This window comes from Streptomyces sp. LBL (assembly GCF_029893585.1).
GTDB lineage: Bacteria > Actinomycetota > Actinomycetes > Streptomycetales > Streptomycetaceae > Streptomyces.
In genome coordinates this window covers 169,576-183,067 of the sequence record NZ_JARXYX010000005.1, presented here as the reverse complement: position 1 = coordinate 183,067, position 13,492 = coordinate 169,576, and the positions used below count along the sequence as shown (strand labels likewise).

Sequence of the window (13,492 nt, the reverse complement as noted above, 5' to 3'; positions counted from 1 at the left end):
CGTGATCGATATCAACGAGCCCGTGATGCAGTTCCTTCTGGCATTGATCGTCGTCGGACCACTGCTCGGTGCCGCCGCCGCTCTCCTGCCCGCCCCGCCCGGACTGAAGGGGAAATCACCCGACCAGGCCGTACTGCGGCACGGCGTGACGGTCACCGGCGTGATTCTCATCGCCGCGATCGTCCTCACGCTCGGCTTCGACCACGACCATCCATCGAAGATGCAGGCCAGCACGGACATCAGCTGGATCCCCGCACTCGACGTGCGCATCCACCTCGGCATCGACGGCATCTCCCTCCCCCTTCTGGTCCTGACCGCGCTGCTGATGTTCCTCTGCGCGCTCTACTCCTACTTCAAGATGCCTGCGGGCCCGTCCCCGAAGGCCTTTGTCGCGCTGCTGCTCGTCCTCGAGTCCGGCACTCTCGCGACCTTCGCCGTCCTGGACCTGCTGCTGTTCTTCCTCGCTTTCGAGATGGTCCTCATCCCGATGTACTTCCTCATCGCCCGCTGGGGCGGTGAGCAAAGGACCCAGGCCGCCTGGAAGTTCATCCTTTACACACTGCTCGGCTCCGTCGTCATGCTGCTCGGCCTGCTCCTGATCGGAATCAGGGCGGGCACATTCGACATGGTGGCACTCGCCACTGACAACGGCCGGTCGCTGACCACATCCGTGCAGGTCATCGCCGTTCTGGCGATCGGGATCGGGCTCGCGGTCAAGACACCGATGTGGCCGCTGCACAGCTGGCTGCCGGATGCACACACCGCCGCCCCGACCGTCGGCTCGGTCCTGCTGGCCGGTGTCATGCTGAAGATGGGTACGTACGGTGTCGTCCGAATCCTGCTTCCCATCGCACCGGACGGCTTCCGCACCTTCGCGCCCTACCTCGCCGCCTTCGCCGTCGTCGGCATCATCTACGGATCCCTGGCCTGCCTCGCCCTCGCCAAGCCGGGTGCGAAGGGCGATCTCAAACGCCTCATCGCCTACTCCTCCGTCGGCCACATGGGCTTCGTCCTCCTCGGCATCTCGACCATGACCCCGACCGGCGTGAACGGCGCACTGTTCGCCAACATCGCCCACGGCCTCATCACCGGCCTCCTCTTCTTCCTGGTCGGCGCGCTGAAAGAGCGAACCGGCAGCACCGACCTCGACCACCTGGCCGAGGAGACCGGCGCCGCGCTCTACGGCAAGGCCCCGCGCCTCGGCGGCCTGCTCGCCTTCGCCGCGGTCGCCTCGCTCGGCCTCCCCGGCCTCGCCGGGTTCTGGGGAGAGATGCTGGCGCTGTTCGGCGCGTTCGACCCCGCCGCCGACCTCAACCGCCCCGCCTTCCTCACCTTCATGGCGATCGGGGCGTTCGGCACACTGCTGACGGCCGCGTACATGCTGATCGTGGTCCGCCGCGTCTGCATGGGCGCCGTACCGCAGGAAGCCCCGAAACTTGCCGACGTTCACACGTACGAATTCGCGGCCTGGACCCCGCTCGTCGCCCTCACCGTCGTCGCCGGTCTCTGGCCGAAGGCCCTTCTCGGCCTGACCGATCCGGCCGTGCAGCAGCTCCTCGCAGGAGGCACCCGATGAGCTCCCTGGCCCAGCCGCCGGCCGTGAACCTCGTCCAGTCGGTCGACTGGCTCGCCATCGCACCGCCCACCATCACCGCGCTTGTGGGACTCGTCGTCCTCGTGGCCGACCTTTTCGTCGGCGCGCACAAGAAGGTGCTCCTAGGCTGGCTGTCGGTCGCGGGTCTCGCTGCCTCTGCACTCATGCTGCTGCCTCTCCTGGACGGCGCCCGCTCCACCTTCTGCCTGACCGGCGCTCCGGACATCTGCAGCTACACCGCCGACCGCTTCACCCTCGTCCTCCAGCTCCTGGTCCTCGGCGGCGCCCTTCTCGTCGCCCTCCTGTCGGTCACCGCACTCAAGGACGCAGACAAGGGACTCCCCGAAGGGGAGTACTGGTTCCTGCTGCTGTCCTCCGCCGCCGGAGCCGCCCTCCTGCCCGCCTCCCGCGACCTCGCCACCCTGATCGTCGCCCTGGAGGTCGCGTCGCTGCCCGCCTTCGCCCTCGTCGGCCTCAGGCACGGCGACAGGAAGTCCTCCGAAGCGGCCCTGAAGTTCTTCCTGTCCTCGGTCACCGCGACCGCGGTCAGCCTCATGGGCGTCAGCTTCGTCTACGCCACCACCGGCACCCTCTACCTCACCCAGGTCGCCGTCCGTATCCAGAACGTCGACGGACAACTGCACACCCTCGCCCAGACCGGCGTCGTCCTCACCCTCGTCGGCTTCGCCTTCAAGACCGCCGCCGTGCCCTTCCACTTCTGGGTGCCCGACACCTACGTGGGGGCGCCCCTCCCCATCGCCGCCTATCTGTCGGTCGTCGGCAAAGCAGTCGGCTTCTCCGGCCTCATCCTCATCACGATCGTCGCCTTCCCGTCGTACGCCGACGTCTGGGGCCCGGCCCTCGCGGCACTGGCCGCCCTCACCATGACCGTCGGCAACGTCGGCGCCCTGCGCCAGCAGGCCACGCGCGCGTACAGCGCGGTACGACTGCTCGCCTGGTCCTCCGTCGGCCAGGCCGGCTACCTCCTCGTACCGATCGCGGCCGCCGCGTACTCCGACGACGCCGAGCACTCGATCGGCTCCACGGTCGCCTACGCCCTCATGTACGCCGTCATGAACCTGGGCGCTTTCGCGGTGGCCGCACTGGTCGGCCGTACGAAGTCCCTCAACCGGGTCTCCGACTACCGGGGCCTGTACGCGTCGAACCCCGTCGCCGCCCTCCTCATGGCGTTCTTCCTGCTCTGCCTGGCCGGACTGCCGCCGGGCATCATCGGCCTCTTCGCGAAGGTCACCGTGTTCTCCGCGGCCGTCGACGCGGGCCTCGGCTGGCTCGCCGTGGTCATGGCCGTCAACGTAGTGATCGCGCTGTTCTACTACCTCCAGTGGACGACCCTGCTGTTCCGCGCCCCTGAGGGCGCGCCCGTGCCGCACCGCGTCCCCGCCCCCCTCACCGCCGCAATCGCCCTGACCGGCGTCCTCGGCATCGTCCTCTCCGGGGCGCCTCAACTGGTCCTGCGCTTCGCCGACACGGGCCTCTTCTGAGCCGTCACCCGGACAGCCGACCCCGGCCGCCGGACGCACAAGGGAACTAGTGGCACTCGCCTGGCGTTGACCAAAACGGGAGGGTCCACTGGACGTGACATCACGAGACCAGTGGTACGGCAGATCAACAAGCAAGATCACCGAGCAAGGTTCCCCTGCTGTACGACTTGGAGGGCGTACCGTGCACCGCCGGCACAACGGGCTCAGGACCGCAGTACTCCTCGGGGGACTGTCCGCACTCATCATCGCCATCGGCAGCTTCTTCGGCCGCATGGGGCTCGTCGTCGCGGTCGTGATCGCTCTGGGGACCAACGCGTACGCGTACTGGAACAGCGACAAGCTGGCTCTACGCGCGATGCGTGCCCGCCCCGTCAGCGAGTTCGAGGCCCCCGCCCTCTACCGCATGGTCCGTGAACTCTCCACCCAGGCCCGCCAGCCCATGCCGCGCCTCTACATCTCCCCCACCGAGGCCCCCAACGCCTTCGCGACGGGCCGCAATCCGCGCAACGCCGCCGTCTGCTGCACCGACGGGATTCTGCGCCTCCTTGACGAGCGCGAACTGCGCGGTGTCATCGGCCACGAACTCAGTCACGTCTACAACCGCGACATCCTGATCTCCTCGGTCGCCGGCGCCCTGGCCTCCGTGATCATGTTCCTGGTCAACTTCGCCTGGCTGATCCCCATCGGCCGCTCGGACGACGACGACGGCCCCGGCCTCCTCGGCATGCTCCTGATCATGATCCTCGGCCCCCTCGCCGCCAGCCTCATCCAGCTGGCCATCAGCCGCTCCAGGGAGTACGAGGCCGACGCCTCCGGAGCCCAGCTCACCGGCGACCCGCTCGCCCTCGCCGGCGCCCTGCGCAAGCTCGAAACGGGCACCAAGCAGCTCCCGTTGCCCCCGGAGCCCCGTATCGAGACGGCGAGCCACATGATGATCGCGAATCCCTTTCGCCCTGGCCAAGGGCTCTCGAAGATGTTCTCGACACACCCTCCGATGGCGGAGCGCATCGCCCGGCTCGAGAAGATGGGAGGTCCCCCACGATGAAAACCATCCTGAACGTCATTTGGCTCGTCCTGAGCGGCTTCTGGCTGTTCCTCGGCTACCTCGCCGCGGGCGTCCTGCTGTGCGTCACCATTATCGGTATCCCGTTCGGCATTGCGGCGTTCCGTATCGGCGTCTACGCCCTGTGGCCCTTCGGGTACACCACGGTCGAGCGCCGCGACGCCGGGGCGCCCTCCTGCGTGGGCAACGTGCTGTGGCTCGTGCTCGCGGGCTGGTGGCTGGCCCTCGCCCACATCGTCACCGGCATCGCCCTGTGCATCACGATCATCGGCATCCCGTTCGGCCTCGCCAACTTCAAGCTGATACCGGTGTCCCTGCTCCCGCTGGGACGCGAGATCGTGCCCACGGACCAGCCGTTCGCGGCCCGCTGACAGGCGGACCCGGGGGTGGGGGAGCCGAAGTACCTCCTGTTGTCGTACGAGCGACAGGCCGAGTTCGAGGGTGAGCAGGACTACGAGGAGACGTGGGCACTGTGCGAGGACGCCACCGATCTCTTCGCCGACCCACCTCCACCCGCGCGGGACACGTACGAGTTGCTGGGCTGCGCACCCGAAGGTGAGCTGTTGCCCGCGGCTCTCACCCGCGCGCGGCCGAGGGCTCGGCGCCGCTCGGCGCCCTCACCCTGGAGATCCTCGACAAGTCCGGCACGGCGGTCGGCGAGTGGGACCTCGAAGACGTACGGGTCCTCGGCGACCGCCCCTGTGCCCGTGATCTGACGCTGCGGGACGTCAGAATCGAGGCGAGCGAGCCCGACCACAACGCCTGTGACTACCCGCAGTGCCCACCGCTGTCCCCGGGCTACCGGTTGCTGGGCGCGACGGGCGAGCGGCTGGGCATCTGCCGGGATCTGGGCCTGGTGAGGGAGAGCCTGGACGAGCCGCTGGAACCCCCGCTGCGTCTGCTGGGCTGCGCCCCGCGAGGAGCTCTGCGTGCCGCGCTGGACGCGGGGGAGGAGGACCTCGGACACGCGAAGGTCCTGCGGATCGACTCCTCCGGCCGGCCCGTACAGTCCGCCGCGGAGGGGGAGCTGCGGGCATGGGTTCCGTCAGCCCGCGGCCCCGGGCCTGGTCGATCTCACCCTTGACCTGTGGTCGGTACGGCCCCCTCTCGCAGCTCGGGAGGTATGGGAGCTGTGGGCGGCGGACCCCCCGACGAGCCCAACCTGTGGGCGCAGTGCGAAGCCGAGGGCCGACGGTTCTGGCTCCTCACGGCCCTGGACAACCACGCCCACGACCGTCACGACCGGCCACCCGGTACCACCTACCACCTCGACGGCCGCCACATCACCGACGAGCCCGGCTTCTTCTGCGCGCTGGGCGAGGCGGTGAACGGGCCCGGCGGCTACTTCGGTTGGGGTTTCGACGCCCTGGCCGACTGCCTCCGCGGCCGATGGGGCGCCGCCCCGCCCTTCACCCTCCTCTGGCACCAAGCGGATGTCGCCCGCACATGCCTCGGCGTCGCCCAGCACGTGGACCACCGCCCACCGACGACCTTCGAGGAACTCTTCGCCTTCCTCGCCGAGAGACGTGTCGATGTCCGGCTCGCCTGACCCGCGGTTATCCACAACCCGGCGGTTGTCCACAGGCCCGACCGATTGTCAGTGCCGCCCTGCATCATGAATCCATGACTGAGAGCGAGCAGTTGCTGACACAGGTGGAAACCAAGGCGCGCACCATCCGTCCCTGGGGCCGGACCTCCCTCCCTGGGCCGGTAGACGCCGCCGCCCTGACCCGGGCCGAGGCCACGTTGGGCTTCCGCCTGCCCGCACGCCTCGCCGAGCTTTACGTGCGGACAGGAGACGCCGGATTCGGCCCGGGGTACGGCCTGTTGCCCCTGCTCGACAGCCCTCTCTCCAGCGAGCCCGCCGCCGTCACCCACTACCTCGCCAACGGCGCGAGTGGACGCAAAGACCCAGGCTGGCCCTGGCCCGAGGGCGTGCTGCCGATATCCCACTGGGGATGCGCGAGTACGCATGCCTGGACCGCCTGGACCGCCTGGACCGCCTGGACCGCCTGACGCCTGACGCCTGACGCCTGGACCGCCTGACGCCTGACGCCACGTCGGCTACCGCCCCGCCACCCACCGCCGCGCCCCATACGCCACCACCCCGACCGCCAGTACACCCACCCCCACGATCACCGAGACCGGCGGCAGCGAGAACGCCAGCACCATGCAGCCGAGCAGACCCACCGCCGGCACGAACCGAGCCGCCGGTGCCGAACCGACCGTCCAGGCCGACGCGTTGGCCACCGCGTAGTACGCCAGCACACCGAAGGAGGAGAAGCCGATCGCGCCCCGTACGTCCACCGTGGCGGCCAAAACGGCGACGACCGCGCCGACGGTCAACTCGGCCCGATGCGGAACCTGGAACCTCGGATGCACGGCGGCCAGCGCACCGGGCAGATGGCGGTCCCGCGCCATGGCGAACGTCGTCCGTGAGACACCCAGGATCAGGGCGAGCAGCGAGCCCAAGGCAGCGACGGCAGCACCCACTCGTACCACCGGCGCCAACCCCGCCGCCCCAACCGCCCGCACCGCGTCCGCCAGCGGAGCATCCGCGCGCCCGAGACCACCCGCCCCCAGCACGGAAAGGACAGCCACTGCCACAATCACGTACACGACCAGCGCGATGCCAAGGGCCAGTGGGATCGCGCGGGGGATGGTGCGGGCAGGGTCCCGCACCTCTTCGCCGAGGGTGGCGATGCGCGCATACCCCGCGAACGCGAAGAACAGCAGACCAGCCGACTGAAGCACCCCGCCCACGCCACCCGACGCCCCGATGTCGAGCCAGCCGGCATCGGACGCCCCCGACCCCAGACACACAACCACCACGGAAGCGAGGACAGCCAGGACCACTGCAACGATCGCCCGGGTCAGCCAGGCGGACTTCTGCACACCGCCGTAGTTCACTGCGGTCAGTCCCACCACTGCCGCGACGGCGACGGCGTGCGCCTGCCCCGGCCAGACGTACGCGCCCACGGTGAGCGCCATCGCGGCACAGGAAGCCGTCTTCCCGACCACGAACGACCAACCCGCGAGATATCCCCAGAACGCCCCGAGCCGCTCGCGTCCGTACACATAGGTGCCGCCGGAAGCCGGGTACAGGGCGGCCAGTCGCGCCGACGACGCGGCGTTGCAGTACGCGATCACGGCGGCGACCGCGAGCCCGAGCAGCAGCCCGGAGCCGGCCGCGCGTGCCGCAGGCCCCAGGGCGACGAAAATCCCTGCACCGATCATCGAGCCCAGCCCGATGACGACTGCGTCTCCCACTCCCAGGGTGCGCCGCAGCTCGGCACCGGAACCTGTCATGAGCCGCACCCTACTGATCGTTGCAACCGCCGGGTGCAGCCGAGTCGTCCTGTTCATCAACACGGTATGAACAGGGCAAGAAGACCCGCGCGACGGAGCAGGAGGCGCGAACACGCCCCAGGCGCGAACACGCGGTAACACAGCCCGCGGCGATCCACATCACAGCGCCAGGACATAACGACATCAGCACGGAAGGGCAGGTTCAGGGCATGAGCATCATCAGCTGGATCATTCTGGGCCTGTTGGCCGGAGCCATCGCCAAGTTCCTGCTGCCGGGCCGTGATCCGGGCGGCTTCATCGGTACGACGCTGATCGGTGTCGTCGGGGCCTTTCTCGGTGGCTGGATATCGGCGCGCTGGCTGGACCACCCGATCAGCAAGGACTTCTACGACGGTGCCACGTGGGCGGCGGCGATCGGCGGCTCGCTCGTCCTCCTGATCGTCTATCGACTTCTCTTCGGCAATTCACGTGACTGAGCGTGACGTAAACCCCGGGACCGCAGCCAGCGGGTGAGAAGGGTGGGCACCCGCCGGGAAACCGCCGGTGCCCACCCTCCCTCGAACGAGGCAGACCAATCAGGCTAATAAGACAAACCGGACTGTTGGGCTGTCGATACTGTCCGGGCTGACTACCGGTAGTTCACGAACTGCAGCGCAAAGTCGAAGTCCTTGCCCTTGAGGAGAGCGATGATGACCTGCAGATCGTCGCGGCTCTTCGAGCTGACCCGCAGCTCGTCGCCCTGCACCTGGGCCTTCACACCCTTGGGGCCCTCATCCCGGATGATCTTTGCCACCTTCTTCGCGTTATCCTGGGAGATGCCCTCCTCGATCGACGCGAAGATCTTGTACTCCTTGCCGGAGAGCTGAGGCTCGCCCGCGTCCAGCGCCTTCAGTGAGATCCCGCGCTTGATCAGCTTGGACTGGAAGACGTCGAGGACAGCGTTCACCCGGTCCTCGGAGTTCGCCTCCATCAGGATCTTGTCACCGGACCACGAGATCGAGGCACCCACGCCCTTGAAGTCGTAGCGCTGAGAGATCTCCTTGCCGGCCTGGTTGAGGGCGTTGTCGACCTCCTGCCGCTCGACCTTCGAGACGATGTCGAAACTGGAGTCGGCCATGTCCTTTGGCTCCTTGTATCGGTGCGTATCTGGGTGCGTACGGGTGCGCATCGGCGTGCGTGGGGGCGGGCGCCGAGCCCGGCAGTCCCGGGCCGCATCCGGACAAGCCTAGCCACCCACCGGCGTCCGAGCGCAGATCAACAGGGTGGCGAAGCACCCCACGGCATCGGGTATTGTTTACGTCGTTGCCACGGAGCACCGCCGAAAAGCGGTTCGAAGGGCGACAACCTTGGCGGTGTGCCCGAGCGGCCAAAGGGAGCAGACTGTAAATCTGCCGGCTCAGCCTACCCAGGTTCGAACCCTGGCGCCGCCACGCTGAACAAGACCCTCTTTCTCTACGGAAACGTAGAGAAAGAGGGTCTTGTTCGTATGCGGTGACCTGCAGTTGCCAGGAGTCGCCTGTAGCCATCTGCGGGCATCGGAGGATCCTCTGTCGGCGCAGACCGGCTCCCTCCGCTCAAGGGGCCGGTCAGGGCCGGGTTGAGGTGGGGCTTCGGGAACTACCCCGGTGTGTGGGTCAGTTCGATGTCGTGGTCGTCGGTGCCGGAGCCCGTCACGGTCACCGTGGCCGCGCGGGGAGGGTAGCCCGTGGCGATGATCGTGTACGTGCCGGTGTCCAGGTCGGTGAAGGCGTACGTGCCGTCCGGGGCGGTCGTGGTCGTGGCGATCACGTTGCCCGCGGCGTCCACCAGGGTCACCAGGGCGTCGCCCAGCGGGGTGCCCGTCCCCCGTACCGTTCCCCGCGCCTGGGCTCCGGGATGCAGATCGATCTGCACCCGTGTGGTGCCGGTACCGCCGATCTCCACGGGCAGGGCCATCGGGCGGTGCTTGGAGGAGTTGACCGCCAGCGTCACTGTCCCCGGCACCAGGTCTCTGATCGTGAACTCGCCCAGAGCGTCGGTGCGTCCGCCGGCCAGGACCTCCCCGCGGACGTCCGTCACGATCACCACTGCCTCCGCGACCGGCGCCCCGCTGTCCGCGGTCACCACCACACCGGTCAGACCGCTGGTACCGCTCAGCAGGATGTCGTACGCGACCGGCGCGTCACCGGCCACCACGATGGTCGAGGCATGCGGCTGGTAGCCGTCGGCGGCGGCGATCAGGACGTACGAACCGGCACTGGGCGCGTCCACGCCGTACGACCCGTCGCCGTGCGAGGAAGACCGGTCCAGTTGCTTCCCGCCGAGCGAGATCAGCGTGACCGCGGCCTCCGCGACGGGAACCCGTTCCGCCCCGAGGACATGCCCGGTCACGGGGGTGCCGCCGACGGCGGAGTCACTCACCCCGGTGCCCTCGCCGGTCGTCGCGCAGGGCGCCAGGGCGACCGCCTGCGGCGGCGCGGGCTCCACCGAGGCCCCGGTCGCGCCCGCGGCCGTACCGAGGATCTGTGCACCCGTCGTCGCCCCGGCCCCAGCCCCAGCCCCGGCCCCAGCCCCAGCCCCGGCCCCGGTCACAGCCCCGGCCCCAGCACCGGTCACCTGCGAACTCGCCGCCGTACGACCGGCCGCATCCACTCCGCCCCCAGCCCCCGAAGGCTCCGCCCCCGGCGGCACAGCCTCGGCGGCCGACTCCTCGGCGCCCGACTCCTCCGCCCGTCGCGCCTTCGGGATGAACGCAGCCAGGGCGAAGGCCAGCAGGGCCGCGCCGCCGCCGATGGCCAGGACGGTCTTGAAGCCGTTCTCCGAGGGGAGGGCGACCGAGCCGAGGTTGGTGGTCATCTGCGCCAGGATGACGCCGGCGACGGCGCTGGCCACCGACGTACCGATGGACCGCATCAAGGTGTTGAGGCTGTTCGCGGCGCCCGTCTGGGATGCCGGCACGGCGTCCATGATGAGGGCGGGCATCGCGCCGTAGGTGAAGCCGATACCGGTACCGATGACGCAGGAGACCAGGACGAACTGCCAGAGCTCGTCCATCAGCAGGATGTTCAGACCGTAGCCCGTGGCCACGATCAGCGCGCCGACCATGAGGCTCACCTTCGGGCCCCTGGCCTTCGACAGGGCGGCCGAGATGGGGGCGGTGGCCATCATCACCAGGCCGGACGGTGCCATGACCAGACCGGCGGTGAGCAGCGACTTGCCGAGACCGTAGCCGGTCGCCTCAGGCAACTGCAGGAGCTGCGGAAGCACCAGGGACATCGCGAACATGCCGAAGCCGAGCGCGATCGAAGCGAGATCGGTGAAGAGCACCTGGCGTCGGGCGGTGGTGCGCAGGTCGACCAGCGGCTGGTCGCTGCGCAGTTCCCACCAGCCCCAGACCAGCAGCACCACGACGGCCGCCGCGAACAGACCCAGGATCGTGCCGCTGCCCCAGCCCCAGTCGCCGCCCTTGGAGATGGCCAGCAGCAGGCAGACCAGGCCGGCTGCCATGCCGATGCCCCCGACCAGGTCGAAGCGGCCGCCGGTGCGCACCTTCGACTCGGGCACGAGGAGGAGGACCAGCAGGAGGGCTACGGCGCCGAGCGCGCCCGAACTCCAGAACAGTACGTGCCAGTCGAAGTTGTCGGCGATCAGCGCGGAGGCGGGCAGTCCGAGGGCACCGCCGACACCGAGCGAGGCACTCATCATGGCGGTGGCGGAACCGAGTCGTTCGGCGGGAAGTTCGTCCCGCATGATGCTGATGCCGAGCGGGATCACGCCGCCCGCCGTGCCCTGCAGCACCCGGCCGACGATCATCGGGGTCAGGGAGTCGCTGAGGGCGGCTGTGATCGAGCCGGCCACCAGCAGCACCAGGCTGAACAGGAGCATGCGGCGCTTGCCGTACATGTCGCCGAGCCGCCCCATCATCGGGACGGCGACGGCGGCGGCGAGCAGCGTGGCGGTGACCGCCCAGGCCGCGTCCGATGCCGGGGCGTTCAGGAGCCGGGGGAGCTCCGGGACGATCGGGATGACCAGGGTCTGCATCAGCGAGACGACGATCCCGCCGAAGGCCAGCACCGCCACGATGACATTGGCCCGCGGAGCGGCGGGGCCGCTGTCGTCGGCGGGTCGGGGATGGGGATGGGACATGGGCCGAGCCTCCGTGTGGGCGTCAGGTGCAGCACGACCCACCAAAGCTAAGTCGGTTGATTGACTTAAGCAAGTATGGTCGGGTTCTGTGAGCACCCGGTGAAGGGACGGAGGCGACGGGGAACGCGTGAGGACCGCACGCGTTCCGACCACACCGACCGTGCGCCGACCACACCGACCGTGCGCCGGCCGCACCGACCGTGCGCCGGCCGCACCGACCGTGCGCCGGCCACACCGACCGCGTGCCGACGGCGCCGAAACGTGCGCGAGGGATTCGCGCGCAGGGCGGGGCACACTGACCCCATGTCCACGCGTCGCAGACACTGCCCCGAATGCCGTCGCGAGATCGCCGTCGTCGCCGGACGTTTCGCCCGGCACGACCCGCCCGGCGCACGCGACAGCGGCGAACTCGTCTCCTGTCACGGCTCCCGGCGGCCGGCAGACCTCGGGGCGGCTCAGCCCACGCTGGACGGGTACGCGATCCCCGAGTTTCCCGGCCAACTTCCGCTGTTCTAGGCTGAATTCACGGGCGGACGACGGGCGGGTCCACGAATTCTGGGGCCGGGCTCGCACATCCGTCCACGTCCACCAGCCCCCCGTCCTCACCGAACCGGTATGCATGCTCGACCGTCCCGCCCCCCGTGCTCCCCGTCCCCGACCCGCATGCCCTGTCGTACGTTCACCGTCGTCGCCACCACCACCCCGCCACTGCCGCCACGACCGCCTCGCCGTCCTCGTCGAGCTGTAGCCCTTCCAGTCATGCGAGGGGACAGCCGACCGCGAACCGCCGCGCCCAGTAGGCGCGACGCCGCGGCACGGCCGTGCAGCCGGACCCCCTCCAGCACGTTCGGCCAGTCCGCACCCGGTGCCAGGCGGTGCGGGACGAACGCGTCCCGCTCGTCGGTCGAGAAGACCTCGTACATCCGCCGCAGCAGCGCCTCCCGCGCCGCCGGTACCCCCTCGGTGGCCGACCTCAGTTCCCGGCCACCGACTTGACCGCCACCGACACCGGGGTCGATCCGCCGACCAGCTCCAGGACCAGACCGGCCGTCGCGGGCGTGTCCAGCAACTCCGCCAGTACGGCGGCCACGTCGTCGCGCGGGATCGCGCCAGGGCCCGTGTGCGCCTCCAGCCGTACGAGACCGGTGCCGGCGTCGTTGGTCAGTGAACCCGGGCGCAGGATCGTCCAGTCCAGTCCGACCAGACCGCGCACATACGTGTCGGCCTCGCCCTTGGCCCGTAGATACACGTCGAAGACCTCATCGCCTTCGCGCGCCGCATCCGCGCCCATGGACGACACGACCACATGGCGCCGCACGCCCGCCCGGACCGCCGCGTCCGCGAACAAGACCGCCGCGCCCCGGTCCACGGTGTCCTTGCGCGTCACTCCGCTGCCCGGGCCGGCGCCCGCCGCGAAGACCACGGCGTCCGCCCCCCGCAGCCGCTCCGCGACCTCCTCGACCGAGGCCGACTCCAGGTCCAGCAGCACCGGTTCGGCCCCGACCTGCCGCAGGTCGTCGCCCTGTTCGGCACGGCGGACGACCCCCGCGACCTCGTCCCCGCGCGCGGCGAGCAACCGCTCCAGCCGCAGCGCGATCTGACCATGACCACCAGCGATGACAATGCGCATGTTTCCGACCGTACGCCCGCACGGCCGCATCCGCCGCACGACTCCGGCCACGCCTCACGGACGCGCACCCGAGGCAGGCGTGGGTCACACACGGGTTACCCACGCCGAACGCACAGTTCTTCCGCACCTGCTCTTCCGCGCCGGCGCCGAGCGCGCGATCCCGAGGGGGCGCGAGAGGCGCATAGAGCGCGTGATCGGCGCGGCAAGAGAGCGCCAGGCGCACACTCCAAGAGCACACCTAAAGGGGCGCACGTTCCGGCGTACCGCCC

General features: G+C 69.6%; 12 protein-coding genes, 1 tRNA gene and 1 pseudogene. 9 read left to right on the top strand and 5 right to left on the bottom strand.

The window, feature by feature from the left end:
* Position 1: 1 nt before the first annotated feature.
* The 4 genes from M2271_RS07910 (at position 2) to M2271_RS07895 (ending at position 4,530) form a co-directional block, all read left to right on the top strand.
* Entirely contained in the window at positions 2 to 1,576 is a 1,575-nt protein-coding gene (locus M2271_RS07910) for an NADH-quinone oxidoreductase subunit M (RefSeq protein WP_280886384.1), read from the top strand.
* Positions 1,573 to 3,096 carry an NADH-quinone oxidoreductase subunit N gene (locus tag M2271_RS07905; RefSeq protein ID WP_280886383.1) on the top strand — a complete coding sequence of 508 codons (1,524 nt, stop codon included), beginning with the start codon at positions 1,573 to 1,575 and terminating at the stop codon, positions 3,094 to 3,096. Before M2271_RS07910 ends, M2271_RS07905 begins: the two co-directional genes overlap by 4 nt.
* Before the next feature lie 181 nt (positions 3,097 to 3,277).
* Complete coding sequence (htpX, locus tag M2271_RS07900; RefSeq protein ID WP_280886382.1) at positions 3,278 to 4,141, top strand: zinc metalloprotease HtpX; 864 nt, start codon at positions 3,278 to 3,280, stop codon at positions 4,139 to 4,141.
* Positions 4,138 to 4,530, top strand: a complete 393-nt coding sequence (locus tag M2271_RS07895; protein WP_280886381.1) for a YccF domain-containing protein — start codon at positions 4,138 to 4,140, stop codon at positions 4,528 to 4,530. The genes htpX and M2271_RS07895 overlap by 4 nt, the downstream gene beginning before the upstream one ends.
* Before the next feature lie 80 nt (positions 4,531 to 4,610).
* On the opposite strand, the gene M2271_RS07890 is transcribed toward M2271_RS07895, so the two are convergent.
* Entirely contained in the window at positions 4,611 to 5,126 is a 516-nt protein-coding gene (locus M2271_RS07890; RefSeq protein WP_280886380.1) for a hypothetical protein, read from the bottom strand.
* A 165-nt stretch (positions 5,127 to 5,291) separates the two neighbouring features.
* On the opposite strand from M2271_RS07890, the gene M2271_RS07885 reads away from it, so the two are divergent.
* Complete coding sequence (locus M2271_RS07885; RefSeq protein WP_280886379.1) at positions 5,292 to 5,708, top strand: barstar family protein; 417 nt, start codon at positions 5,292 to 5,294, stop codon at positions 5,706 to 5,708.
* 74 nt (positions 5,709 to 5,782) lie between these two features.
* Positions 5,783 to 6,141 (top strand): annotated as a pseudogene (locus tag M2271_RS07880) (SMI1/KNR4 family protein); the annotation flags it as partial.
* Between the two features lie 82 nt (positions 6,142 to 6,223).
* On the opposite strand, the gene M2271_RS07875 reads toward M2271_RS07880, so the two are convergent.
* Positions 6,224 to 7,468, bottom strand: coding sequence for an amino acid permease (locus tag M2271_RS07875; RefSeq protein WP_280886378.1), 1,245 nt, complete (start codon positions 7,466 to 7,468; stop codon positions 6,224 to 6,226).
* A gap of 209 nt (positions 7,469 to 7,677) precedes the next feature.
* Between M2271_RS07875 and M2271_RS07870 the strand changes: the two genes are divergently transcribed.
* A complete protein-coding gene (locus M2271_RS07870) occupies positions 7,678 to 7,944 on the top strand; it encodes a GlsB/YeaQ/YmgE family stress response membrane protein (RefSeq protein ID WP_280886377.1) in 267 nt (88 codons plus the stop codon).
* Positions 7,945 to 8,096: 152 nt separating this feature from the next.
* On the opposite strand, the gene M2271_RS07865 is transcribed toward M2271_RS07870, so the two are convergent.
* Positions 8,097 to 8,585: a YajQ family cyclic di-GMP-binding protein gene (locus tag M2271_RS07865; protein ID WP_280886376.1), complete on the bottom strand. Its 489-nt coding sequence runs from the start codon at positions 8,583 to 8,585 to the stop codon at positions 8,097 to 8,099.
* A 231-nt stretch (positions 8,586 to 8,816) separates the two neighbouring features.
* Here M2271_RS07865 and M2271_RS07860 point away from each other — a divergent pair.
* Positions 8,817 to 8,898, top strand: a tRNA-Tyr gene (locus M2271_RS07860).
* 187 nt (positions 8,899 to 9,085) lie between these two features.
* Here the strand turns inward: M2271_RS07860 and M2271_RS07855 are convergent.
* On the bottom strand, positions 9,086 to 11,593 hold the full coding sequence (locus M2271_RS07855) for an MFS transporter (protein WP_280886375.1): 2,508 nt from the start codon (positions 11,591 to 11,593) through the stop codon (positions 9,086 to 9,088).
* 303 nt (positions 11,594 to 11,896) lie between these two features.
* Here M2271_RS07855 and M2271_RS07850 point away from each other — a divergent pair, with 303 nt between their 5' ends.
* Positions 11,897 to 12,109, top strand: a complete 213-nt coding sequence (locus M2271_RS07850) for a hypothetical protein (protein ID WP_280886374.1) — start codon at positions 11,897 to 11,899, stop codon at positions 12,107 to 12,109.
* 457 nt (positions 12,110 to 12,566) lie between these two features.
* Here M2271_RS07850 and M2271_RS07845 read toward each other — a convergent pair whose 3' ends face one another.
* Positions 12,567 to 13,223 carry an SDR family oxidoreductase gene (locus M2271_RS07845; RefSeq protein WP_280886373.1) on the bottom strand — a complete coding sequence of 219 codons (657 nt, stop codon included), beginning with the start codon at positions 13,221 to 13,223 and terminating at the stop codon, positions 12,567 to 12,569.
* Positions 13,224 to 13,492 lie beyond the last annotated feature (269 nt).

Bases quoted from the DNA above. Each gene is read 5' to 3' on its own strand.
- M2271_RS07855 (WP_280886375.1), bottom strand. From the start codon at position 11,593: ATGTCCCATCCCCATCCCCGACCCGCCGACGACAGCGGCCCCGCCGCT.
- M2271_RS07845 (WP_280886373.1), bottom strand. From the start codon at position 13,223: ATGCGCATTGTCATCGCTGGTGGTCATGGTCAGATCGCGCTGCGGCTG.
- M2271_RS07895 (WP_280886381.1), top strand. From the start codon at position 4,138: ATGAAAACCATCCTGAACGTCATTTGGCTCGTCCTGAGCGGCTTCTGG.
- M2271_RS07870 (WP_280886377.1), top strand. From the start codon at position 7,678: ATGAGCATCATCAGCTGGATCATTCTGGGCCTGTTGGCCGGAGCCATC.
- M2271_RS07850 (WP_280886374.1), top strand. From the start codon at position 11,897: ATGTCCACGCGTCGCAGACACTGCCCCGAATGCCGTCGCGAGATCGCC.
- M2271_RS07865 (WP_280886376.1), bottom strand. From the start codon at position 8,585: ATGGCCGACTCCAGTTTCGACATCGTCTCGAAGGTCGAGCGGCAGGAG.
- M2271_RS07875 (WP_280886378.1), bottom strand. From the start codon at position 7,468: ATGACAGGTTCCGGTGCCGAGCTGCGGCGCACCCTGGGAGTGGGAGAC.
- M2271_RS07905 (WP_280886383.1), top strand. From the start codon at position 1,573: ATGAGCTCCCTGGCCCAGCCGCCGGCCGTGAACCTCGTCCAGTCGGTC.